General features: G+C 41.3%; 17 protein-coding genes. 4 read left to right on the top strand and 13 right to left on the bottom strand.

Annotation, left to right across the window (positions count from 1 at the left end; all coding sequences use genetic code 11):
- Nucleotides 1-14: 14 nt before the first annotated feature.
- The 5 genes from rnr to ACOFKR_RS10350 form a co-directional block, all read right to left on the bottom strand.
- Nucleotides 15-2,153, bottom strand: coding sequence for a ribonuclease R (gene rnr, locus ACOFKR_RS10370; RefSeq protein ID WP_419800730.1), 2,139 nt, complete (start codon nucleotides 2,151-2,153; stop codon nucleotides 15-17).
- 59 nt (nucleotides 2,154-2,212) lie between these two features.
- Entirely contained in the window at nucleotides 2,213-3,931 is a 1,719-nt protein-coding gene (locus ACOFKR_RS10365; protein ID WP_419800729.1) for an ABC transporter ATP-binding protein, read from the bottom strand.
- A 3-nt stretch (nucleotides 3,932-3,934) separates the two neighbouring features.
- Nucleotides 3,935-4,642, bottom strand: a complete 708-nt coding sequence (locus ACOFKR_RS10360; RefSeq protein WP_419800728.1) for a 3'-5' exonuclease — start codon at nucleotides 4,640-4,642, stop codon at nucleotides 3,935-3,937.
- Between the two features lie 33 nt (nucleotides 4,643-4,675).
- The gene (locus ACOFKR_RS10355) at nucleotides 4,676-5,932 is read right to left on the bottom strand and encodes a DUF5103 domain-containing protein (protein ID WP_419800727.1); all 1,257 of its coding nucleotides are present in this window, start codon (nucleotides 5,930-5,932) and stop codon (nucleotides 4,676-4,678) included.
- Nucleotides 5,933-6,052: 120 nt separating this feature from the next.
- Nucleotides 6,053-7,975 (bottom strand): ABC-F family ATP-binding cassette domain-containing protein, encoded by a 1,923-nt coding sequence (locus ACOFKR_RS10350; protein WP_419800726.1) that lies wholly within the window; start codon nucleotides 7,973-7,975, stop codon nucleotides 6,053-6,055.
- Between the two features lie 191 nt (nucleotides 7,976-8,166).
- On the opposite strand from ACOFKR_RS10350, the gene ACOFKR_RS10345 reads away from it, so the two are divergent.
- Nucleotides 8,167-8,718 carry an FUSC family protein gene (locus ACOFKR_RS10345; RefSeq protein WP_419800725.1) on the top strand — a complete coding sequence of 184 codons (552 nt, stop codon included), beginning with the start codon at nucleotides 8,167-8,169 and terminating at the stop codon, nucleotides 8,716-8,718.
- A gap of 466 nt (nucleotides 8,719-9,184) precedes the next feature.
- On the opposite strand, the gene ACOFKR_RS10340 is transcribed toward ACOFKR_RS10345, so the two are convergent.
- The 6 genes from ACOFKR_RS10340 to ACOFKR_RS10315 form a co-directional block, all read right to left on the bottom strand.
- Complete coding sequence (locus ACOFKR_RS10340; protein WP_419800724.1) at nucleotides 9,185-10,105, bottom strand: helix-turn-helix domain-containing protein; 921 nt, start codon at nucleotides 10,103-10,105, stop codon at nucleotides 9,185-9,187.
- A gap of 68 nt (nucleotides 10,106-10,173) precedes the next feature.
- The gene (locus tag ACOFKR_RS10335; RefSeq protein ID WP_419800723.1) at nucleotides 10,174-10,983 is read right to left on the bottom strand and encodes an SDR family oxidoreductase; all 810 of its coding nucleotides are present in this window, start codon (nucleotides 10,981-10,983) and stop codon (nucleotides 10,174-10,176) included.
- Nucleotides 10,984-11,400: 417 nt separating this feature from the next.
- Nucleotides 11,401-11,985: a hypothetical protein gene (locus tag ACOFKR_RS10330; RefSeq protein ID WP_419800722.1), complete on the bottom strand. Its 585-nt coding sequence runs from the start codon at nucleotides 11,983-11,985 to the stop codon at nucleotides 11,401-11,403.
- Entirely contained in the window at nucleotides 11,985-13,268 is a 1,284-nt protein-coding gene (locus ACOFKR_RS10325) for an ATP-binding protein (RefSeq protein WP_419800721.1), read from the bottom strand. The genes ACOFKR_RS10330 and ACOFKR_RS10325 overlap by 1 nt, the downstream gene beginning before the upstream one ends.
- Before the next feature lie 288 nt (nucleotides 13,269-13,556).
- Complete coding sequence (locus tag ACOFKR_RS10320) at nucleotides 13,557-16,118, bottom strand: ABC transporter permease (protein WP_419800720.1); 2,562 nt, start codon at nucleotides 16,116-16,118, stop codon at nucleotides 13,557-13,559.
- 244 nt (nucleotides 16,119-16,362) lie between these two features.
- On the bottom strand, nucleotides 16,363-17,052 hold the full coding sequence (locus tag ACOFKR_RS10315) for an ABC transporter ATP-binding protein (RefSeq protein WP_419800719.1): 690 nt from the start codon (nucleotides 17,050-17,052) through the stop codon (nucleotides 16,363-16,365).
- A gap of 100 nt (nucleotides 17,053-17,152) precedes the next feature.
- Between ACOFKR_RS10315 and ACOFKR_RS10310 the strand changes: the two genes are divergently transcribed.
- Nucleotides 17,153-17,836, top strand: coding sequence for an arylesterase (locus ACOFKR_RS10310; protein WP_419800718.1), 684 nt, complete (start codon nucleotides 17,153-17,155; stop codon nucleotides 17,834-17,836).
- A 109-nt stretch (nucleotides 17,837-17,945) separates the two neighbouring features.
- Entirely contained in the window at nucleotides 17,946-20,048 is a 2,103-nt protein-coding gene (locus ACOFKR_RS10305) for a DNA topoisomerase 3 (protein ID WP_419800717.1), read from the top strand.
- A gap of 248 nt (nucleotides 20,049-20,296) precedes the next feature.
- Here the strand turns inward: ACOFKR_RS10305 and ACOFKR_RS10300 are convergent, their stop codons facing one another.
- Both ACOFKR_RS10300 and ACOFKR_RS10295 read right to left on the bottom strand, forming a co-directional pair.
- On the bottom strand, nucleotides 20,297-21,409 hold the full coding sequence (locus tag ACOFKR_RS10300) for an acyltransferase family protein (RefSeq protein WP_419800716.1): 1,113 nt from the start codon (nucleotides 21,407-21,409) through the stop codon (nucleotides 20,297-20,299).
- A gap of 315 nt (nucleotides 21,410-21,724) precedes the next feature.
- On the bottom strand, nucleotides 21,725-23,146 hold the full coding sequence (locus ACOFKR_RS10295; RefSeq protein ID WP_419800715.1) for an APC family permease: 1,422 nt from the start codon (nucleotides 23,144-23,146) through the stop codon (nucleotides 21,725-21,727).
- 464 nt (nucleotides 23,147-23,610) lie between these two features.
- Between ACOFKR_RS10295 and ACOFKR_RS10290 the strand changes: the two genes are divergently transcribed.
- Nucleotides 23,611-24,519: an NAD(P)H-binding protein gene (locus ACOFKR_RS10290; protein WP_419800714.1), complete on the top strand. Its 909-nt coding sequence runs from the start codon at nucleotides 23,611-23,613 to the stop codon at nucleotides 24,517-24,519.
- Nucleotides 24,520-25,029 lie beyond the last annotated feature (510 nt).

Genomic DNA, 25,029 nt, shown 5'->3' with positions numbered 1-25,029 from the left:
AATTTTGATCGCGGTTATGACTGAACTAATGAAAAGTCGATCTGTTTTTTGGTCAGGTCAACACTTTTCACTTTAATCTGCACTTCATCGCCTAACTGGTAAATTTTCTTTTTCCGCTGACCAATAATCGCGTAGTTTTTCTCATCCAAAGTATAAAAATCGTCTGAAATGTCGCGCAGCCGGATCATACCTTCGCATTTATTTTCTTCAATTTCAACATACATGCCCCATTCGGTAACGCCCGAAATTATACCGGTAAAAACAGTACCGATCTGGTTTTGCAAATATTCTGCCTGTTTATACTTAACAGAAGCACGCTCTGCATCAGCTGCTTTTTTCTCCATTTGAGATGAATGCACGCTTAACTTTTCATAATCTTCTGCACTGACAGATTTTCCGCCTTCCAGATAATGCTCCAGCAAACGGTGCACCATCACATCCGGATAACGGCGGATAGGCGAAGTAAAATGCGTATAAAAATCAAAGGCCAAACCGTAATGACTTGTTTTTTTGGTGGTATAAACTGCTTTGGCCATTGAGCGGATTGCCAATTGTGTCAACACGTTCTGCTCTTTTTTGCCTTCTACATCGGCCATTAAATGGTTTAAGGATTTGGCGATTTCTTTATCAGAGTTGGTATTGATTTTATAACCGAAACGGGAAGCAAACTGCGCAAATGACAGCAAATTGTCTTCTTTGGGCGAATCGTGCGAACGGTAAACAAAGGTCAGTTTATTTTTTCCTTTACCTTTTTTCCCGATAAATTCTGCCACACGGCGATTGGCCAGCAGCATAAAATCTTCAATCAGTTTGTGCGCGTCTTTGCGTTCTTTGGTATAAACTCCCAAAGGTTTTCCGTCTTCGTCCAGCTTAAACTTTACTTCTGTGGTTTCAAAACTGATGGCCCCGTTTTTAAATTTGCGGTCGCGGAGTTTGTAGGCCAATTCGTTCAGCAACAAAATTTCTTTTACAAAATCACCTGTTTTGGCTTCAATAATTTCCTGCACATCTTCGTAAGCAAACCGCTTGTTAGAATGAATAATTGTTTTACCGAACCATTCCGTAATAATCTGTGCATCGGCATTCATTTCAAAAACAGCCGAAAAACACAATTTATCTTCATTCGGGCGAAGCGAGCAAAGTCCGTTGGATAACCTTTCCGGCAGCATCGGGATCACGCGGTCAACCAGATAAACCGAAGTTCCGCGCTCATAAGCTTCTTTGTCCAGCGGCGTTCCGGGTGTAACGTAATGGGAAACATCGGCAATGTGCACACCTATTTCGTAATTTCCGTTTTCCAAAAATTTAAAAGAAATCGCATCATCAAAATCTTTGGCATCGGCCGGATCGATCGTAAAAGTAGTTACCGGGCGAAAATCGCGGCGTTTTTTAATTTCTTGTTCCGAAATCTGATCGCTGATTTCTTCGGCTTCCTGTTCCACATCCGCAGGAAACGATAATGGGAAACCGTATTCCGCCAAAATCGCGTTCATTTCCGTATTGTTTTCGCCCTGTTTGCCCAAAATTTGTTTGATGCGGCCGATTGGGTTTTTCGCTTCCGGCGGCCAGTCCACAATCTCGGCAATGGCTTTGATGCCGTTTTTAGCACCATTTAATTCGGAAATCGGGATGAAAATATCACGCAGCATTTTGCGGTCGTCCGGGATGAAAAACGCAAAACGCTCACTTAGTTTCACAATTCCCGAAAACTCCATTTTTGCCCGCTGGATAATTTCGATCACTTCGCCTTCTTTGCGCTTGCCCTTGGATTTGCCGTAAACATAAATCTTCACCCGGTCGCCATGCAGCGCGTTCCGCAGCTTGCGCGGTGCCACATAAATATCCTGTTCCGTTTCATCATCGGTAATGATAAACGCAGAACCATCTGCCGTTAAATCAACTTTTCCTTCTACAAACGTCTTTAATTCAATTAGTTGAAAGTTTCCGCGTGATGCTTCTTTTAGCACACCTTTTTTGGTTTCTTCCAGCAAAATTTCTAAAATTGTTTCGCGGGAATCCGAATCGCTTACATTCAGTTTGGCCGAAACCTGTTTGTAATTATAAGTTTGGTTGCCATTTTCTTCAAAAACCTGAAGTACCATTTGGGTAAGTACCTGTTTTACAGAATGGCTGGTTTTGTTTTTTGATGCCATAAATATTGGTAAAGATACAAGGATTTAGGCAGAAAAAGGTGTTTGCAAGCACAGGATTGTTACTGCTTCGGGATTGAGGCAATCAATTTCTGCGTGTATTCTTCTTTTGGCCGGTGATAAATGGCTTCCGGGTCGCCGGTTTCTATGATTTCGCCTTTGTTCATCACCATAATGCGGTCGGCAATATGTTTTACCACAGCCAAATCATGGGAAATAAACAAATAAGTCAGGTTGAATTCCTGCTGCAATTCTTTTAACAAGTTCAATACCTGTGCTTGTACCGATACATCCAAAGCAGAAACAGATTCATCACAAATTAAAAATTCGGGCCGCAACGCCAGCGCGCGGGCAATTACAATGCGTTGCCGCTGTCCGCCGGAAAACTCGTGCGGATAACGGTCAAAATGTTCGGGCAGCAAGTTCACGCGGTCCAGCAATTCCAAGACTTTCTTTTTTCGTTGCTGCGGACCGGCATACAAACGGTGCACTTCCATCGGTTCTGTAATTGCCTGACCAGCAGTTAGTTTTGGGTTGAGGGAGGAATACGGGTCTTGGAAAACAAGCTGCATTTTTTTACGCTGTCGGCGCATTTCGTCTGCAGAAAAGTTTAAAATATTTTGATTGTTAAAGATGATTCTGCCGGAAGTCGGTTCGATCAAACGGATAATGCTTCTGCCTAAAGTTGTTTTTCCACAACCCGATTCGCCAACCAAACCGAGCGTTTCTCCCGGAAAAATTTTAAAACTAACGTTGTTTACTGCTTTTACCACTTGTTTTTCGGGCTGAAAAAAACCGCTTTTTATCGGGAACCAGGTGTTCAGGTTTTTAATTTCCAGAAGCGGCTCCTGCTGATACTTCTTTTGCCGGTCTTTTTTTGAATCATCCGTCAAAGCATATCTTTCCCGGATTTCCTGTATGCTCAACGTGGAAGATTGTATTTTGCCCTGCTGATCAACCTTTACAAAATCACTGATAACGGGCAGCTTTTTTAGCTGGAAATCAGGCGATGGGCGGCAGGCCAGCAAACCTTTGGTATATGGATGCTGCGGATGGGCAAACAATTGATCGGCTTTTCCCTGTTCCACAATCCGGCCTTTGTACATCACCAATACGTCATCGGCAATTTCTTTAATCACCCCCAAATCATGAGAAATAAAAATCAGACTGCTATTTCGCTCGTTTTTGATGCGTAAAAGAAGCTCTAAAATAGATTTTTGCACCGTTACGTCCAGCGCGGTTGTCGGTTCATCGGCAATCAAAATTTCCGGGTTGCAGCTCAGAGCCATCGCAATCATCACGCGCTGCTTTTGTCCGCCAGAAATTTGGTGCGGATAACTGCCAAAAATCGCTTCCGGCCGTGGCAATTGTACTTCTTCAAAAAGCTGAATGGTACGGATTTTGGCCTCCTTTTTACTAACTTTCAGGTGCAGTTGTATCGCTTCTGCAACCTGATGACCGCAGGTTAAAACCGGGTTTAACGAAGTCATCGGTTCCTGGAAGATCATCCCGATTTTGTTGCCGCGATAACTGCGCATTTCAGCTTCCGGAAGTTTAAGCAGATCAATATTATTCAAAAAAACCTCGCCGCTGATTTGCGTGTTTTCTTCATTCAAAAGCCGCATTAAAGCCAAAGAAGTTACTGATTTTCCGGAGCCGGATTCGCCCACAATCCCCAATACCTTACCGGGCAGCAGTTTAAACGATACTTCTTTTACCGCCTCAAAATTAGTCTCACCGGCTATAAATGTTATTTTTAAATTACTGACTGTCAGGCTCATCTGTCAATCAATATAAGTAATATTTTCTTCGGAAATCAAATCCTCGTTCCTGTATTTTCGGATCAGCTGGGCCGTGGTGATCACATCTTTCTGGCAATATACTTTGATGCGCTCCGGATCGTTTTCTTCCCAATAAACGTAACGCACCTGGCTGCCATCAATATCGTTTTTGGGCGTGGGGATATTAAAAATCGCCGCCAGCAAACTCAGCGAAGTATAGTTTTTATGATCGCCAAACTTCCATAACTCCATCGTATCCAAATGGTTAACTTCCCAGGGTTTTTTGCCGAAAGTTTGCAGTTGAGGCGGTATATTGACGCCATTGATCAGCATCCTTCTGCACAGATACGGAAAATCAAACTCCTTGCCATTGTGCGCGCAAAGGATTTGGTTAGACGGCCGCTTGCCCAGCATCGCTGCAAAATCTTCCAGCAAATCAGCTTCCTCCAAACAGCAATAAGATTTGATGCGGAGCGAAACACTTTCGCCAGAAGTAAAAATCCCGGCAGAAACACAAACGATCTTGCCAAACTCTGCCCAGATCCCGGCACGTTCATAAAAATCCGCTGCCGAAACTTCTTTACGCTGATGGACGGTTTTTTGATCCCACAAATCCTGAAAAGATTTTGGCACTTCCGCAAAATTGCGGTATTGCGGCACGGTTTCAATATCAATAATCAACAGGTTTTGTAAATCAAACTGCTCCAGCATATACTTCTTTTATCGATGTTTTTTCGGGATAAATCAACGTAAACTTTTGGTCGAATTTAACAAATGATAACCAACCAGTTCTTCATACCTACTGCCTGTCCGTTTAAAATAAACCAGAAACTGATAATCGTTTTCGGTTTCAAAATGGCTGCCGTCAATTGCTATCTGGTCGGTTCCGTTCTTAGTTTTCAACACGTAATGATAATCATAAACGCCTTGTTTCAGGTATAAATCTTTATAAAAATTGCCTCTTGCGGCATCGTAATTCATCTTGCCGCTTTCGTTCAAAAGGTAATTGGTGAATTTTCCGGTGATAAAAACAGCATCGTTTGGGTTTTGCGGCGTATAGTTTAAGTTGAAGTAAACATGTGCGTAATCGGCGTCCGTTTGCGGGTTACGGCCATCGTAGTTCAGGATAAAGAATTTGCCGTTGTTATCGTACTGAAAAGTATAATTAGGCTGATTTAAAACCCTGTCGTTCATTAACATAACTGTATTCACTGTATCGCGGTAAATCTTTGCAATATGTTCTCCGCCAGACAATAAGGTGCGCAGGTCAAACCTTCTGAACTCGTTTCCGCCCGCAAAATCATTGGTCTGAAAATCATTAAATTGCAGCAGTCCGCCCTGCACAAACTGCGGGTTGGTGTTCATCGAACTTACGTCCGGACGGCCGTTTTGCATAATCAGCGTCCGGATTTCAGCATACGGATTTTGCACCGGCAAAGCAGAAACATCCACACTGAAATTAATTTTTTGATTAGTAGTGCGGTCAATCACCTGGTTTGACGGAACAATGCCGGCCACCAAACCTGCCCGCTGATCAACCACATAAAACTGCTGCGTGAAAATTGGTTCGGCAGGTTTTCCCTCTGGATAAACCTTTAATAAATAATTGCCCGAAAGCTTTGGGACGATGTTGTAATTGGGCAGTGTGAGCTGATAATGCGTGTATTTTTGTTTGGTGTTGAAGGAATATCGGTAATCCATAATCCTGTCTTCCGTAAAACTTTGCAGGTATTCTGAAGGCGAAAGTGAGGAAGGTTTCCAGTCCGCATCGCAATGAATGATGGTATAATAATAGTTTTTGGTGCCAGCGTTCAAGTCATCAAAACCGAGCAACAAAACATCGTTGGTGTGCAAACCAATAATCGGGAAGGAACTTTCCTGCTGTGCGTTATATAATTGTACAGTTTTTATATTAGGTTGATAAACAACATTTTGATAACTGTTTTGTGCAGCAATAATTTGGGTGGATAAAAGAAGTATCAGCAGAAAAAGGTATTTCATCAAATTCTATTGTTAGCATTATTCCTGAAACAACTATTGAATAGTGCCGGTATAAAACTACAAATCCTGCAAATGTTTTCGCAGGATTGTTTTCCAAATTTATACCGGTAAAAACAGCATTTATCTTTCTTCCATTTCCAGGATTTGATCAGCCAAAACTTCCCAATTATCTTGTTGCTGTTTCAGTTCCTGCTGTTTTTGCTTCAAATTTCTGTTCACTTCCTGCAAGCGGTTTTGCTGCTTATAAATTTTATCGTCTGATAGTTCTGCTTCCAACTGCCTGACGGATTTTTCCAAATCTGCAATTTTCTGTTCCATGCCGGATAGGTCCTGGTTCAGTTTTTTCAAAGATTTGGATTTATCCTCTGCAGGCTGTTTAACTGCTGCAGTTTCTTTTTTTACTTCTTTTTTAAGCTGAGGAGCAGGTGCAGCTTTGGCTTCAAGTTTACGTTTGGCCTGCCAAATTTCGTATTCGGCATACGTTCCGGGATATTCTTTGATCTGCTGATCTTCGATAAACCAGATTTTATTGGCCACATTGTCCAGAAAATACCGATCGTGGGAAACAGCGATAAACGTTCCTTCAAACTGCTGTAAAGCCTGGATCAAAATGTTTACCGAAGCAATATCCAGGTGATTGGTCGGCTCATCCAGAATCAGGAAATTTGCATCTGCCGTTAATGCTTTTGCCAACGCCACGCGGGATTTTTCTCCGCCGGAAAGCACTTTTATTTTTTTGAAAACATCATCACCGGTAAATAAAAACGAACCTAAAATAGAGCGCAGTTCGGTTTCATTATGTTTTGGGGCGAAGCGTTGCAGCTCCTGCAAAATCTCGCTGTCCAAATGCAAAGCTTCCAGTTGATGCTGAGCAAAAAACGTTTGCGTAACGTTATAACCGGTTTCACTTTTGCCTTCAAACTGATTGTCTGCACCGGCAATAATGCGTAAAACGGTTGATTTTCCGCGGCCATTTGCCCCGATTAAAGCAATTTTATCGCCTTTTTCGATCACTGCATTGGCAGCTTCCACAATATCAATGGCAGGATATTTTTTGGTAAGGTTTTCAATGTTGATGACATGACGGCCGGATTGCCTGGAGAACTTAAAACTGAAATTCACGGCCGGGTTATCGTCGTCCACATCTTCCACGCGCTCCAGTTTATCCAAAGCTTTAATGCGGGATTGCGCCATTTTTGCTTTGGATGCTTTGGCCCGGAAACGCTCGATCAAACGCTCTTCCTGCTTAATTTTGGCCTGCTGGTTTTTAAATTCGTTCTTCTGGATTTCGCCGCGCAGGTCTTTTTCTTCTACATAAAAAGAGTAGTTGCCGGAATAAGAAGTAAGTTTTCCTTTGCGGGATTCTACCGTTTTGTTGATCACTTTATCCAAAAACCAGCGATCGTGCGAAACGATAACAACCGCGCCTTCAAAACTGCGCAGGTAATCTTCCAGCCATTGGATAGAAGGCAAATCCAGGTGGTTTGTGGGCTCGTCCAGCAATAAAATTTCAGGGTTTTGCAGCAGGATCTTGGCCAGCATCACGCGCATCCGCCAGCCACCAGAAAAAGTGCTGAGCTTGCGTTCGGTATCTGCATCGCTAAAACCCAAACCGGCCAAAATTTCGTGTGCTTTATATTCGATGTTGTAGCCGTCCAAAGCTTCAAATTCGCTTTGTTTATCGCTTAATTTATGCAGGATTTCTTCCGAATAATCGGTCTCCAGTTTTTTCAGCAGTTCTTCGATTTCATCATGCAACTGGTTTTGGCGCGCAAAAGCCTCCATCGCCACATGCAATATGCTTTTATCGGAAGCATAAGAAAGCAAATCCTGGTTTAAGTACCCGATAGTGAGGTCTTTAGATTTGGAAATGGTGCCCGAAGTTGCTTTTATATCGCCTACAATCAGCTTCAGCAGAGTAGTTTTTCCGGTTCCGTTGGCACCGATCAAACCAATTTTTTCGCCTGGTTTGATGTGCCAGTTGGCTTCGTCATATAAGGCCCGCGAGCCGATTTCGTAAGTTAAATCATTAATTGCAATCATTGCCGCAAAAGTACGTTTTTTCCGTTATAATTTACGTATTTGCCGCCGGATGGATACAGGAATATTACGGGAAGCAAACAGTTTGTCCGGGTTGAAATGAATGCTTCTTTTACCACCTAAAAATCAGCATAAAACCAAGCCCATAAACCAAGCCTGCGGTTTTGTGTTGCTTTTGAAGCTGAATGATTTGCATGGATCAAAAACAAATTGACTTTTTATTGTACGTTGCCAAGTGCCTGATCGGGACAGTGATTGGGTTTGTTATTTACCGGGCTTATCCCGAAGGAGGGGCTTGGAGCTTAGTTTCGATTTTACTTGTTATTTCTCCTGAAGGGAAAGATGCCATTAACCTGGCGGAAGTGCGGATCAAAGCTAATTTAGTAGGCGCGGGCACGGGTTTATTACTGTTTTTTTTGCATCCTCCGGCTTTGGTGATGATTTGTCTGGGTGTAGTTATAGTGCTGATTATCTGTGAATTACTAAAATTGCAGGTTGCCACACGGTCGGCTTTGGCTTCCGTGATCATCATCTGCATCCACGAAAGCGGGAAATATTTTTACCAGGTTGCTTTAGAACGTGCCGCCGGTGTGATTTTGGGTTGTTTGATTGCGTTGCTGATCACCTACCTCGTTCATTATAAATCATTGATCAGCAACGTGCGGGAACGAAAATCACGGGTTTCCTGGCGGCGAAACCAGTTTAGAAAACCCGGTGATGTTGCCGACACGGAGACGGAAAAGTGATGCTTCTTTTACAACATAATTTTCAATGTTTTAAATTTTATACCGATAAAAACAGCATCACTTAATTGTTGCAATGATGGAAATACAGCAACAAAAAAATCCCCGCTGTGCCGGCGGGGATTTAACTAAAACAGAACATTAACCAATTTATTCTAAAACCAATTACTTATACGACGACTTGGTTAAAGGGGTTACGCTTTTTTGAAATTATTTTTTACTGTGTCGAAATTATTTTTTTAGTTGAAATTATTTGGGTTTTTCTGACTGGGTTTTTTTATGCTGATGCTTCTTTTATCAGCCAAAAATCTTAGTCATTTGTTTTTTAATTTATAAAATGCAAACACCAATTTTTATAGGGTAAAAGAAGCATCGGATCAAAGTATTTTAATTTTAAAGAATTGGATTAGAAATCTATGTTTAGAGGTTGAATTGTAAACCTCAATTACTAAGAATTTATTCCCACAAGTTAATTGAACGAAGCCCTGAACTCCAAAGGTGATACGTTTGTCTTGTTTTTAAATATTTTGTTAAAAGATTGCGGATGCTCAAACCCCAATTGATAAGCTACTTCTGCAACGGTTACATTGCTTGTCGATAATATTTCTTTTGCCTTTTCAATAAGTTTGTTGTGAATGTGTTGCTGTGTGTTTTGCCCTGTCAAAGACCGAAGCATATCGCTTAAATAACTTGGCGAAACATGCAATTGTTCTGCAAGATGTTGAACGGTTGGCAATCCTTGTATCAGTGATGTTTTGCTGTTGAAATAGTTAGATAGAAGCATTTCCATTTGTTCCAATAAATCATCACTTGCTGCCTTTCGGGTGATGAATTGCCGCTTGTAAAAACGGTTGCTGTAATTCAACAATACTTCAATGTAAGAAACCATAACATCCTGACTAACATCATCTATTGTTGTAGTGAGTTCCTTTTCAATGTTTTCAAAAACAGAAACAATAGTTTGCAGTTCAGTTTCCGAAAGGTGCAAGGCTTCGTTTACCGAATATAAAAAGAACCCGTACTCCTGGATCTTTTTCCCCAACGGATAATTTCTGATAAAATCAGGATGGAGGAGTAAAGTATATCCCTTAAAATTGGAATTAGCTTCGATACATGCAAGCAATTGGTTGGGCGAAATAAAGATCATTCCGCCTTCGTCAAAATCATAATAGTTCTGGCCGTATTTCATTTTCCCCTGAAACTTTCGGGTGTAGGATATTTTGTAAAAGTTGAAGATATAAGCAGGCGGAAGTTTTCTCAGAGATGTTTCAACCGCACCAAAATCAACCAAACTGACCAAAGGATGTAAAGGTTTCGGCAAACCTAAAAAAGAATGTACTTCTGAAATTGAATTGAAAATAACCGGTGCTTCTTTTTTTTCAGTCTTCATATTTAAAGTTTTAAGGCAGGCAAATTCAATTTAGATTTTACCTGCCGAATTTACCTATTTAATAGCTTTTACTTGTCAAAAAACATATGGTCAATGTTTTTTCTAAATTGCTCATTGCCCAACTTCAAACGTTCGTTGTACAAGTATTTTGCATCATCGCCAGCCACATATCTTATCTGGTCTTTGCCATCTGTGGCAGCTTCATAAACAATTGATGCAATATGTTCCGAAGATGACAAGGTTGACATGTTGGAGTTGTTGGCAAAAACAGAAAAAGTTTTGTCCATTATCTCATCATAAGCAGGATGTTTGGCCAAATCCAATGAACGGCTGATAAAATCAGTTTTTGTGCTGCCGGGCGAAACTGTTTTAATGCCAATCCCAAATTTACTCAATTCGAAAGACATACTTTCACTCCAACCTTCCAAAGCCCATTTGCTTGCATGATAAATAGAAAAGAACGGAAAAGTAACCAATCCGCCGATGGACGTTGTGGAGATAAAAAGTCCGCTTTGTTTTTCCCTGAAATGCGGTATAAAAGCTTGTGTAACCCGGATTACGCCGAGCAAATTGGTTTCGAGTTGTCTTGTAATCTGTTCGTCGCTCATGCCTTCCATCGGCCCGGCCAAACCGTAACCTGCATTGTTAAACACCACGTCAACAGGCCCCAACGCAATTGCTTGTTGTGCGGTTTCCTTTATTTGATCCAAGTTTGTAACATCCAACGGCAGCAAAGTGATATCGCTGATTTGGTTTGATTCTGTTTCGTTTTCAGGTTTGCGCATCGTTGCGATAACTTTCCAGCCATTTTCGGCAAATAATTTTGCCGTTGCTTTTCCTATGCCCGTTGAGGCTCCGGTGATGAAAATTGTCTTCATTTTTTTGTTTTTAAATTGAAGTACAAAGGTTGGTTATTCGCATTTTTTAAGTGTAGCCTGATTGAAGAATGGTGTAGCCAAATTGAAGAAAGTTTGTGGTTTGGAATGCTTCTTTTATCGGGTAAAAATTGGTGTAGGTTAAAATAGCGCTTGAATTTTTATAAGTTGGATTAGAAAGCAAAAAGTTTTAAAAAGACCGGCTGTAAATCCGGACCAATAAAAGCTGACATTTTTGTTTTTCACAATATGAATATACGCAATGTCCCTTATTTTATAAATTTCAAATTTAAATTAATATTAAGCTTTGATGCTTCTTTTATCGGGTAAAAGTTGGTGGGTTGGTTTTGAAATCAGATTAGAAATCAGTAGTATAAAAGGACGGAGTATAAATTAGGACTAATGAATCGGGTAATATTATTAATTTAAAATTTTCCAAATATCAATTCCAAACTCTTCTTTTATAGCTCTTAAATAAGATACCTGACAAGTATCGTCTTCTAATAAAATAGAGAAAAAAGTTAATGCGTCTTGTCCGAAAATTTTTGCTTCTTCACGTTTTCTTGAGATATATCTTTTCCTTTTATTTGCTAATTCTACATCATCTAATTTTAATAATTTTATTAAATTTTTTGCTTCGACATCTAAATCTGAATTAGCAAAATAGTCGCCATCAATGTAAATAACTCTTTCTTCAAAATCTTCTGCAGTTGGATGTAATATTGGTTGATAATCGTCCCACTTGTAACTTTTTTCCTTATTCCATTGGTGCTTTACTAAAAACCAATTGTAATAATTATCTTGAGGCGTGTTTTTTACTGTTGGATTAAAATGTTCAATATCTCTTGCATCGGTTCTGCTGATGTATTCATCTGTGTAAGCACAAAAGCTTTTTTGTTCTGTTAATAAAATTTCAGAAATTACTTTACTTGTTGAATTTCCTGACTTGTACTTTAAATTCTCAGTTACAATTCTTGAATTAGAATCTTTAATAACTTTTCTCATTAAAAATTATATTTATCTCCTAATTCTGATAATTCAATAACAAGCTTCTTTTTTCTATATGGTTCGGTTTCAAGAGTTACTTTCCTCTTTAAATCAAGATATTTATTGTATGCTTTTTTTCCAAAGTCGTTGTAATATTCAACATTGAAATCATTTCTTAAAATGTCGTTTGGATCATCACCAATTGGAGATTCACCTTTGCGAACAGCTACTTTTCCATTCTCGTTAAAGTACAATATAAATCGTTCTTCCGGTTCAAAAGCTGCTGCAATAAAAGGAGAATGAGTTGCAACTATCAATTGAGCATTTGGTGCTAAGTTTTGATAATGCGATATTAGATCAATTTGCATATCCGGAAACAACGACCTTTCCGGTTCATCAACCAAAATTATACTATCAGTTGTGTCTAATTCATATAATGGAAACATCGACAACAACAATCCTTTTGTACCTGTACTTAAATTGGAAATTGGGATTGTTTCATCGTTATAACCTGATTTAATTGGAATAGTATATTCAGTATTAATCAAATCAACTTCTAAATTTAGTTTCTTTAAAATTGGATTAAAATAGTTAGCAAAAGATACGAGCGGATTCTCATTGTTTTCCGACCATTTATTATATTCTTTGTTCAATTTAGTTAAATCGCCAATTGCTCCTTTATTAATCAATTCGGAAGCCATTTGGGTAAATCGTTTTCTATAATCTAAAATTTTGTATAATAATGAAAACCAAATTTCTGAATTAACTTCTTGTCCAAATTGATAGATGTAACTTGTATCAGCAAATTTTTTCTTTAACTCAGCATTTTTTTCAAAACTTAATTCGTTTAATATACTCAGAGGATTTTGGTTGAAAATATTAATAGCTTCGGTAGAAATTAAGTCTGAACTCAAGTATAGTAATTTAGTTACATCATTAATTAGTTTTGTAACTGAACCTCCAATTCCTGTATCATAATTAATCTTTCGCCCATTATATGTTATAGATCTTTTTGTTAATTGTATTTTTAAATCTTTTGAAAAAAACTCTATCTCTCCATTAAAATCCGAATTAAAATGATTGAAAAAAAAGTTATTGTTTATAATTTCTACTTCATTCAAATAAGAAATACTAGTTTTTATTAATTCTAAAATGCTTGTTTTACCAGTTGCACTTTGACCTATAATACAAATTTTATTTAATGACTGTCCTTCTTTTTTATGACCTTCCGGATAAGTAAAATCAAAATTTATGTTTTGAAGATGTTTGTATGAATCAATATTTAACTTACTTATATTCATTGTAAAGATGATTAATAGATTTATACACACTTTTATTTTATGTAAAGAATAAAAGGTTATGATAATTTATTTTCAAATATAATTCAATTCTCGTCAAGTTCAATCTGAACAAATAATTTCCCTTAAAACAAAAAAAATCCCCACCTTTTCAGATGAGGATTTAACTAAAACAGAACATTAACCAATTAATTCTAAAACCACTTACTTCTACGGTAAGGAAAAAGCAGAGTTACAACAATTTTTAATTTTTATAGAAAATATATTTCATGCTGTTTTTATCGAGGTTTTTTAAGTATCTGATCGTAAAACTTCCAGCGGTGGTTTATTTAAAATACCGCGGCTGTTAAAAAGGCCGATCAAAACAGTAATCAGTGCCACTACAAAAAACAGGACAATCACCGGAAGCAGCGGTGGCGAAAAAGTGGTATCAAAACTGTATTTGGCCAAAGCCCAGCTTCCGGGAACGGACAATAATATGCCGGTTAAAGCAGCAATTCCCCCCAGAAAAAAATATTCCAGCCCGGTAATGATCAAAATTTGTCGTTTGCTTGCGCCCAACGTCCGCAGCAAAACGCTTTCCTGAATGCGCTGGTATTTGCTGATCAATACAGATGAAACCAGCACAATCAACCCGGTTAAAATACTGAACCCGGCCATAAACCGGATTACAAAACTGATTTTGTCCAGAATTTCGTCCAATGCTTTCAGGATCAAAGCCAGGTCAATGATAGAAACGTTTGGAAACTGTTTTACAACGGCCTGCTGGTATTTGGCAGAGGCCGCTGCATCCGGAACGTGTGTGGTAAAAACATCGTATTGTGGCGCCTGCTCTAAAACACCTTTCGGAAACAATACCAAAAAGTTGGTTTGAACGCGGTTCCAGTTTACTTTGCGCAGGCTTGCAATTTTGGTGGTCATAAAAACGCCCTGCACGTTAAACAGCATTTTATCGCCTATTTTAAGGTGGTTGTGCTCGGCAAATTTGTTTTCTACCGAAATTGGGATATCGGCTGCATTGGCATCCGATTTTCCGATCCAGTTTCCGGCGGCAATCGTTTCCGAAGAAACCAGCGAATCCCGGTAAGTTACGCGGTATTCGCGACTGAAAACCTGTTTTGGTATTTTTAACGACGTGTCTTTTTTGTAAACTTCGGCTGTTTTGCCGTTTAGTTCCTGCAAACGGATGGTTACGATCGGCACCAGGCCAAAAACGGGCAAATGCTGGCTTTTGGTTAAATCAACTACCTGTTGCTGCTGGTTGGTTTGGATATCGAACAAAATTAAATTAGGCTGATTGCCGCCCGAAGAAAGGTTGATCCGGCTTAATAAAATCGATTGGATAAAAAATAAAGTGCTTATAAAAGCAGTACCTAAGCCAATGGAAACCAGCAAAATAATGGTTTGATTATTTGGCCGGTACAAATTGGCAAAACCCTGCCGCAGCAGATAACTCCAGGACATCGGCAGAAACTTCCGAAGCAACCACATGATTAAAGTGGCCACGCCGGTCAGGACCAGAAATGCAATCAGCACAAAGCTTGTAAACGCGATGGCTTGTTTCCAGCTATCCAATTGCAATTTGGTAAATATGACCACAAAGGCTAAAATCAAGGCGTAAACCAACCATTTCAACGGATCGCGTTTGGAATTGACTGCATCATCTGAAACGCGCAAAGTATTCAACGGCGAAATATTCCGTACGGAAACCAGCGGCAACAGAGCAAAAAGCAGGGAAATAATTACGCCCAAAATAATCCCGGTAAATATAGAAGCCCAGGAAATTTCAACGGTAATATCGATCGGCAGAAAATCTTTAAAAGCAACGGGCAGCAATTGCTGAATAACCGTTCCTAAAGCTGCACCAATTACGGAACCGATAAAACCGATCACCACAATCTGGATCAGGTAAATCAAAAATGCTTCCGAAGATTTCACCCCTAAACAACGCATAATGGCGATGGCTTTGAGCTTTTCGCGCACATAAATATGGATGGAACTGGCCACGCCGATGCAACCCAGCAGCAAAGCAATAAAACCAACCAGTGCCAGAAACTTGGTCAAATCTTCAAAAGAACGCGTGGTTTGCTCTTTCTGGGAAGCTACGGTTTGGAGGTTTAAATCTTCTTTTTCCAGTCGCGGTTCAATTTTTGGTGTCAGTTTTTCAATATTTTCATTCCTGTCATATTTGATGTAATAGCTGTAATTGATCCGGCTGCCGCGCGCCATCAAACCTGTTTGCTGCAAATAGGCCATCGGCATGTAAACCACCGGTGCCACAGAAGCGGCCAAACTGGTTTGCCCGGGCGCTTTGTCCAGCGTTCCAGCGATGGCAAAAGTTACTTTGCCAATTTTAAGCGAATCGCCGGGATGCGCGTTAAATTGCAGCATCAGGTTGCGGTCGGCCAGCACTTGTTTGTTTTTGCGGAAGGTGGTTGCTGCGGAAATGGGCGTGGTTTCTATCGAGCCATAATACGGGAAAGCACCTTCCAGCGCGCGCACTTCTACCAAACGCGTGCCCTGGTTTTTGGTGAAGGCAACCATCGATACAAAACTGCGCTGCGAAGATTTGCGGTCGCCCAGCGAATCGATCAGTTTTTGTATCTGCGGAGAAACGGGTTTGTTGCCCGAAATCACCATATCGGCACCCACCAGTTCGGCGGCCTGGCGATCGATGTCCTGCTTCAGGTTAAAACCAAATGAGTAAATAGCCACCAGCGAGGCAATCCCCAAAACGATGGAAGAGATAAAAAGGAACAGGCGCGAGCGGTTTTTGCGGCTGTCCCGCCAGGCCATTTGCAGCAGCCAGCCAAAGTTGATAGGCCGTTTTTGAATATTTGGAGTTTGGTTCATTTAGAAAATATCTTGCGTTATTGTGGGTAAAGTAGCTGTTTGTTGGATGCTGTTTTTATCGGGTATTTATTGGTGTTGATTAGTAAGTCATCCCCCTAACCCCCTTCAAAAGGGGGAAGTACGCCGCATACCTTTAAGTTTTTTAAATTATCGATCATATAGGTTTGCGTTTTAGAGTTCCCCCTTTTGAAGGGGGTTAGGGGGATGACCTTGTTTTTTATCCGATAAAAGAAGCATCATCAAATTAAACCGTGGCAGTCAATTCGTCAGAAATTAAATTGCCGCCTTTGATGCGGATAATGCGCTGCGTTTTGGAAGCCAGCTCCATATCGTGCGTTACCAAAACCAGCGTGGTGCCGCTTTCACGGTTCAGATCAAACAAAAGTTTCACCATTTTTTCGCTGGTTTCGGCATCCAGGTTTCCGGTTGGTTCATCGGCAAATAATATTTTAGGCTGATTTGAAAAGGCGCGCGCCAGCGAAATGCGCTGCTGCTCGCCGCCGGAAAGCTGGGTAGGATAGTGGTGGCCACGATTGGCCAGGCCAACTTTTTCCAGCAAATCCATGGCGCGCGCACGCGTATTTTTTTCGCCGCGCAACTCCAGCGGGACCATAACGTTTTCTAAAGCCGTTAAAGTTGGCAGCAACTGAAAATTCTGGAAAATAAAACCGACATATTGGTTGCGGACTTGCGCGCGCTCATCTTCGCCCAAATTATCTAAGGGAATATTGTTCAGTTCAACCAAACCGGAAGTGGAGCGGTCCAAACCGGCGCAAAGGCCAAGCAGCGTGGTTTTTCCGCTTCCGGATGGGCCAACGATCGAAAATGTGGAACCTTCCTCCACCGAAAAATTGATGTTGTTTAAAACCGTGAGCGTATTGCCGGCACTTTTGTAAGTTTTGGTCAGGTTTTCTATTTTAAGGATATTATTCAAGATGATTGTAGCTAAATTGTGTAGAAAGATACGTTTAAAGCTAAACTTAAATGTCAGCCTTATGTTTAAGAATCTGTTTCAGCAATTTTGTTACGCCTTTATGCAAAAAATATTTCCCTTTTCAGCACTTATATTTCTGGTTTTTTTCTGCGGATGCGGAAATAACTCTCAACCCAAAACCAACACCGAAAAAGATACGGTAAAAGAAGCATCGGCCGAGATTTCTACCCAAAAAAATATTTTGTTTTTCGGCAACAGTTTAACGGCCGGTTACGGTTTGGATGATCCGGGCACAGAATCTTTTCCTTCGGTTATCCAGCACGATCTGGATTCGTTGAAACTGCCATATAAAGCCATTAATGGTGGTTTGAGCGGAGAAACAACTTCCGACGGCAAGAACCGGATCAGCTGGCAATTGCGCCAACCGGTTGATGTTTTTGTGCTGGAACTTGGGGCGAACGATGGTTTGCGCGGCATTCCGGTGGCCGAAACGGAAGTGAACCTGCAGTCCATCATTGATCAGGTAAAGGCAAAATATCCGAAGGTAAAAATGATCTTGACCGGAATGCAGGTGCCACCAAACATGGGCCAGCAATATTCTGCTGATTTTAAAAAGATTTTTCCGCGGCTGGCCCAAAAAAACGATATGCAACTGGTTCCTTTTTTGTTGGAAAACGTGGCCGGTATCCGTGATCTGAATCAAAAAGACGGCATTCATCCTACCGCAAAAGGGGCCAAAATAGTGGCGCACAATGTGTGGACGGTTTTGAAAACGATGCTGTAATGCTGTTTTTATCGGTACTTTTTAGGTGGTAATCTGAAATATTTGTTTACACCTGCAAATTTTGTTCGTCCATCAGCACACAAAACTAAATGTATAGCTTTGCCGGATTATGAAATTGATTTTGGCAGAAAAGCCAAGTGTTGCACGTGAACTGGCCAGGGTTTTTGGTGCCACCACACGCAAAGACGGCTATATTGAAGGCAAAGGGTATTCGTTTACCTGGGCTTTCGGGCATTTGGTGCAACTGGCCGGCCCGCAGGCTTATGGCTATAACGGCTGGAACCGCGACAATTTGCCTATGCTGCCCGAACGTTTTAAACTGGCCATCCGGCAGGTGAAAGAAAAAGATAAATTTGTAGATGACCCGGGTGTGGTAAAGCAGCTGAGAACCATCAAAACGCTGTTTGACGAAGCTACGGAAATCATCGTGGCCACAGATGCCGGGCGGGAAGGCGAACTGATTTTCAGGTATATTTATTATCACCTTAAATGCAAAAAACCTTTTAAACGGCTTTGGATTTCTTCGCAAACGGATGAAGCGATTAAAGATGGTTTCCGGAACCTGAAGCCGGGAACTGATTACGATACCCTGTTTTACTCGGCTCAATGCCGCTCGGAAGCCGATTGGATGGTAGGCCTTAATGCTACACAGGCACTGAGCATTGCGGCCGGCAACCGGTCTGTTTTATCCCTGGGCAGGGTGCAAACGCCCACGCTGGGCATGATCAGTTCAAGGTTTTTGGAGAATAAAAATTTTAAACCGGAAACGTATTTTCAGGTAGCGGTTGCGTTGCAAAAAGGAGGGCAGGTTTTTAAAGCCTTATCCGCAGAAAACTATAAAACCAGGGAGCAGGCGCAGCAAGTTGCAGATGAAGTAAAAGATGTTTCGGGCGGTTTTGCACTGGGCGGGGAAATTGCAGGTGTAGAAATCAAACCCAAAAAAGAACAGCCGCCTTTGCTGCATGATTTGAGCAGTTTGCAGCAGGAAGCCAACAAACGCAAAGGTTTTACGGCCGAACAAACGCTGAACATTGCCCAAACGCTGTACGAAGCCAAGCTGATTACCTATCCCCGAACCGGCAGCCGATACATTGGCGATGATGTTTTTGCCTCCGTTCCGGGTTTGATAAAAGTGCTGACCCATCATCTGGTGTTTGGCCGTGCCGCAAAAGACCTGGACGAAAAAACACTCAATAAAAGAAGCGTCAACGCCAAAAAAGTGACCGATCATCACGCTTTGCTCATCACCCCAAACAACGCTTCGGGCATCAATGCCGACCAGCGCGCTGTTTATGATCTGATTGCCGGCCGTATGCTCGAGGCGTTCCACAAAGAGTGTTTAAAAGAACTGACCAAAATCACCGTCGTTTCCGGCGCAAAGTTTATTGCCAGCGGAACGGTGATCATATCTGCCGGATGGCGCGCTGTTTTTAACGACAAAGAAGAAAAAGCCGATGAAGAAACCGACAGTTTGCTGCCAAAAGTTACAACAGGCGAGGAGTTGCCCATTATAGAAAAAAATGTTTTGGAGAAGCAAACCAAGCCAAAACCGCTGTATAACGAAGCCAGTTTGCTGCGGAACATGGAAACGGCCGGGAAGGAAATTGAAGACGATGAACTACGCCAGGCCATGAAAGAAACCGGTTTGGGCACGCCTGCAACCCGGGCCGGGATTATCGAAACGCTGCTGAAACGTGAATATGTGGTCCGCGAAAAGAAAAACCTGTTGCCTACGGAGAAAGGGCTGGCCGTTTATGATGTGGTAAAAGACAAACGGATTGCACAGGCAGAACTGACCGGTTTGTGGGAAAAACGCCTGGAAGAAATCAGGAACGGTGCTTCGGTGCAGGATTTTAAGGCCGAAATCAAAGCTTATACGCGCACTATCACCAACGAATTGCTGGCGGGCGGCAAAACCATTTCGTTGGTTTCTGCGCCGCCGATACCAAAAGAAGGCGAGTTGCTTTGTCCGGCTTGTGGCAAAGGGATTGTCCGTTTTAATGATAAAGCAGCCGGTTGCAGCGAGTACCGAAGCGGCTGTAAATTTGTGATATGGCGGACAATGGCAGAGAAAAAACTCACCGATAACCAGATCAAACTGCTGATCACAAAGGGGAAAACTGGTATGTTAAAAGGTTTTAAATCGAAAGAAGGCAACCCGTTTGATGCTGCTTTGGAGTTTGCAGAAGGCCGTGTAAAGTTTATTAAATAGCCTGATTTTTACCCGATAAAAACAGTATCCTGCATCCATCCAACAAAAAACCTGATGAAAACCGAAAGTCGAAACCCGTAAAACAGCAACTAAAATTAAATGAACAATCAAAAACCAATGCTTCTTTTACAGGCTAAATTTTGGTGTTGAATACTGTTTTTATCAGTATAAAAGCTAAAATTTCAGCATAAAGTTTTAATCCGGACATACTGTTTTTATCAGGTAAAAACAGGATAATTCCGTTTTCGCTATTTCAGCTTTTTCCGCAGCCAGGCCCTTACCGGTTCATCGTACAACTTTAAACTTGCATAAGCCAATACGATAGCTCCTGAAAATGTGAGCAATGCATACGGCCACGCCTGCCCTAATTTAATGCCGCTGTGGTTGCTTACCCAGGCCACGTAAAAATAGACAAGCACATAATGCGTCATGTATAATGGGTAAGAAAGATCGCCGAGGAACTTACAAACTCTCATTTCGGTTTGATTATGCACCACACCACTGGCACCGGTGTACACAATCACCGGAAAAACGATGATGATGCAAAAAGCTTCGTACAAACCATTCATCCAAAGATGTGCTGCGCCGCCAATTCTGGGCATAAACAAAACAGCCGCAACCAGCAGGCTGCACCATAAAAAAGCATTTTTGATATAAGCAGGCCGCGCGACCCGCGATAAAAGCAAACCGGCAAAAAACGGAAATAGGGTACGTGTTATCCCAATTTGCATATGTTCGGTGTTTAGTGTCCAGCCACCGGCAACGTCTCCGTTTGGGTTGGTAACAGCAAAATGCAAAAGCACTGCACCTGCCAGTATTACAAAACAAGCCAGTGCTTTGTTGGATAATTTCCTGATCCCCAGCGCATAAAGAATATTTGCTATATACTCAAAAAACAACGACCAGCCAACACTATTGAGCGGATGCATTTCCTGCCAGCCGCGTATATCCATAGCAAGCGGGACGGGTATCAGCGTACAACCGATCAGCCAAACAACGATCAGCTTCCAGAAAGGAACGGTATGAATAAGCGGCCATATAGTTGAATCTGTAAAGTAAAAACTGATGGCACCAAGCGTCATGCCCAACACCACAAGCGGTTGCAGCCGCTCGAACCGGCGCCGAAGAAAGCCCCGGATGGTCAATTTGTCCCATCTGTCGTCGTACGCATAACCGATTACAAAGCCGGACAACAGGAAGAAAAAATCAACTGCCAGATAACCATGGTTTACAACATTGTCAAGGTGGCTGCCGGAAAGCGGCTCGGCGAGGTGGAAAAACACCACAATAATAGCTGCTACGCCCCGAAGTCCGTCTAATATTTGATAATGCGGTTTTGTGCCAAGTTGGTTATTGTTCATTCTTTTGATTTATCTTTTCGGGCCTTGATACTTTCAAATTCTCTTCCTACCCAGACCTACATTTGAAATGAATAAGTCTCAATTTACTTGCGATAACATTCCGGGTTTTGAAAAAAACCGGCAATTCATATCTTGTTTAAATTCCTGCTGATCAATTTAAAATGCTTCTTTTATACCTATAAATTTTGCTTTTGTATTTGCTGCTGATTGAACACTTATAAAATCACATAAAATTTTAGTCGATAAAAGAAGCATCAAAAATTTCTGTTGAAATTTCAACAGGCTCTAAATCAATGCAACAGCACAAATAAATTTTTAACTGTTTTCGGTTTTGTTTCGGGGGAGTAAGTAATAAGCCGGGATGCCAGTGAGCGTGATAATCAGGCCGGGCCAGGTGTATCCGGGTTTAAACTTGATCAGCAAAATGCAAAAAGCCAGCCCCATAATAATGTACAAAACAGGTAAAACCGGGTAACCAACGGCTTTGTATGGCCGTTCTATGTTGGGCATTTTTTTTCGGAGGATGAAAATGCCGATGATGGTAAGTATGTAAAATGCCACCACCACAAACGAAATCATGTCCAGCAGATCGCCGTATTTACCGCTCAGGCACCATAAACTGGCAATCAGGCATTGTATCCACAAGGCGAAACCGGGCACGGCATTTTTATTTAAAGTGGCCGCTTTTTTTAAAAACAAACCGTCTTTCGCCATAGAATAATAAACGCGCGCGCCGGCCATAATCAGCCCGTTATTGCAACCGAAAGTGGAAAGCATAATCAGCAGCGCAATAATAATTGTGCCCGCGCTGCCAAATATCTGTGCCGAAGCGGTTACGGCCACACGGTCTTTTTCTGAAAAAGCAATTTCATGTATTGATAAAATGCTGGTGTACATTACGTTAGTGGCAATATAAATGGCGGTCACGATCAGCGTCCCTAAAGCTAAAGCCAAACCAATGTTGCGTTTCGGGTTTTTGATTTCCCCGGCGATAAAAGTAACATTGTTCCAGGCATCACTGCTGAAAATTGAACCGACCATGGCCGCGGCAATGGCCCCAAAAGCAGCAACGGTGGTTAAACTGCTTGCCGTGCCATCTTTATTAATGTGGTGCAAATCCCAAACGCCTGATGTGTGCCAGTTTGACTGCCAGATTTTAACATTAAAAGCATAAAAACCAAAAACAATCAGTCCGAACAAACTCAGCAATTTTGCCAGGGTAAAAACGGTTTGGATGATTTTACCGCTGTTTATACCGCGGTTGTTGATGAAAGTAAGAAACACGATCAGTACAATGGAAAGCAGCTGCGCCGGTGAGATTTTTAGGAAACCCAGGTTCACGGCCACTAAATCTTCACTGATTTGCGGAACTAAGTAAGCCGTAAACTTGGCAAAAGCCACGCCCACGGCCGCAATTGTTGCCGTTTGGATCACCGTAAAAAAACTCCATCCGTACAAAAAACCCACCAGCGGGTTGTATGCTTCTTTTAGGTACACATATTGGCCGCCCGCTTTCGGGAACATTGCGCTCAGTTCGCCATAACTTAAAGCGGCGGTCAGCGTCATAAAACCGGTGATCAGCCAAACAACAATCAGCCAGCCTGCACTGCCCACATTGCGGGATATATCGGCACTTACAATAAAAATCCCGGAGCCGATCATGCTGCCGGCCACCAGCATCGTGGCATCGATCAAACGTAAAGAGGGCTTAAAAACGGTGGTTTCGGTTTCTGTCATACAATTTTGGGGAATGCTTCTTTTATGCCGGTAAATTAGGGCTTAAAATTGTAAAACTTCCGATCTGCTGCAAAACTTATTTTGATCTTCGGTTGGTTATAGTAACACGAAGCAGTTTTGCTTGAAAAAAATTTTCTATGACGGACATGTTTAGTTTCTGATGCTGTTTTTATCTGCTTAAAAAACAGTGTTGCCAACGCTTGTTTTATATTTAACATTTCTTTAAATGCTTCTTTTATCACCTGAAATTTGGTGGGTTTGGGTTGAATATTGATCTGCAACAAACATAAAAGCAAAATTTACCGGCATAAAAGAAGCATGAAGTATTTGTCAAGCAGGTGAAGCTGAAACGAGGTGCCGGTAAAAGATCACGAAACCTGAGAAAAGGTTACTATAATACCAGATTAAGCTACAATCAGCAGTTTGTTTTTCCTCATCTTTGTTATCAACATAAAGCAAAAAACATGAAAATTATTGTAACAGGTTCTTTAGGGAACATCAGCAAACCGCTGACAGAAGAATTGGTGAAAAAAGGACATACCGTAAGTGTAATCAGCAGCAGTGCAGACAAACAACAGACAATTGAGGCTTTAAATGCAAGGGCAGCAATAGGTTCTGTAGAGGATGTTGACTTTTTGACTACTACGTTTAAAGATGCCGATGCCGTTTATTGCATGATCCCCCCGGCCAATTATTTTGATCACAACCTTGACCTGCCCGGCTATACCAGAAAAATTGCCCAAAATTATGCACAAGCTATACAAACTTCCGGTGTGCAACGGGTGGTTTTTTTAAGTAGTATTGGTGCACATCTGGCAGAAGGCAATGGCATCATCTCGGTATATCATGAAGTTGAAGCGATTATCGGCCGGTTAGAAAACGTGTCTGTTACTTTTATGCGCCCAACTTCTTTTTATTACAATTTGCTGGGTTATCTGCCAGGCATCAAAAACAAAAATGTGATTACCGCAAATTATGGCGAAGAGAAAATCATCTGGGTATCGCCAAAAGATATTGCCGCTGCCATTGCAGAAGAACTGGAAAAAACACCTTCCGGCAAAAATGTCCGGTATGTGGCAAGTGATGAGCGTACCGGACCGGAAACTGCGGCCGTTTTAGGTGCCGCCATCGGGAAACCGGAACTGCAGTGGACAGTTGTTGCAGATGAGCAGGTACAAGCCGGTTTAGAGGTTGCCGGTATGCAGCCAAGTATTGCCGCCGGTTTGGTACAAATGTATGCCAGTGCGCGCAGCGGCAAATTTTGGGAAGATTACGAAACACATAAACCGACAGCTTTAGGCAAAACGAAACTGGAGGATTTTGCAAAAGATTTTGCCGCTGTTTACCAAAATGGTGAAGCAAAATCTCATTAAGTTGTTGCTTCCAAAAAAAGCAAAGCCGCCTTTCTGTTAGCGAAATAGCTTGTCAGCTGGGTTTGAAACAACTGCAATTATTAAGCAAATTATTTAAAAACCAAATTTATACCGATAAAAACAGTATGCCTGATTGGTTTTCTTTCTAAAATAAATTTGGCGATTATCCTAAATTCCTGCCTCAAAAATTACATGCTTCTTTTATGAGGGTAAATTTTGTTTTTGTGTTGATGCCGGTTTAGCATTTTAAATATTAAGCAATTTTTGGGTGATAAAAGAAGCACGTCAATCTACTTACAAACTTTGCGCGCCTGTAAATCTGAACAAATACATTGCTTCTTTCCTGCAAATTGCACGGCATTTTATTTATGGCTGTATTGATTTACAGTTTTTATTTTATATTTTTTTGAAAAAAACTTAACTGCAAATACACTGTTATTACTGCACAAACCCTTGGTAAGGCAACTTACCAATAATTCAATTACAAAAAAAATTTACAGTTAAAAACAG

This window comes from Mucilaginibacter sp., from assembly GCF_965201005.1.
Classification (GTDB): Bacteria; Bacteroidota; Bacteroidia; order Sphingobacteriales; family Sphingobacteriaceae; genus Mucilaginibacter_A.
Note: the sequence above shows the minus strand (reverse complement) of the source record. Positions and strands in the feature narration are given on the sequence as shown.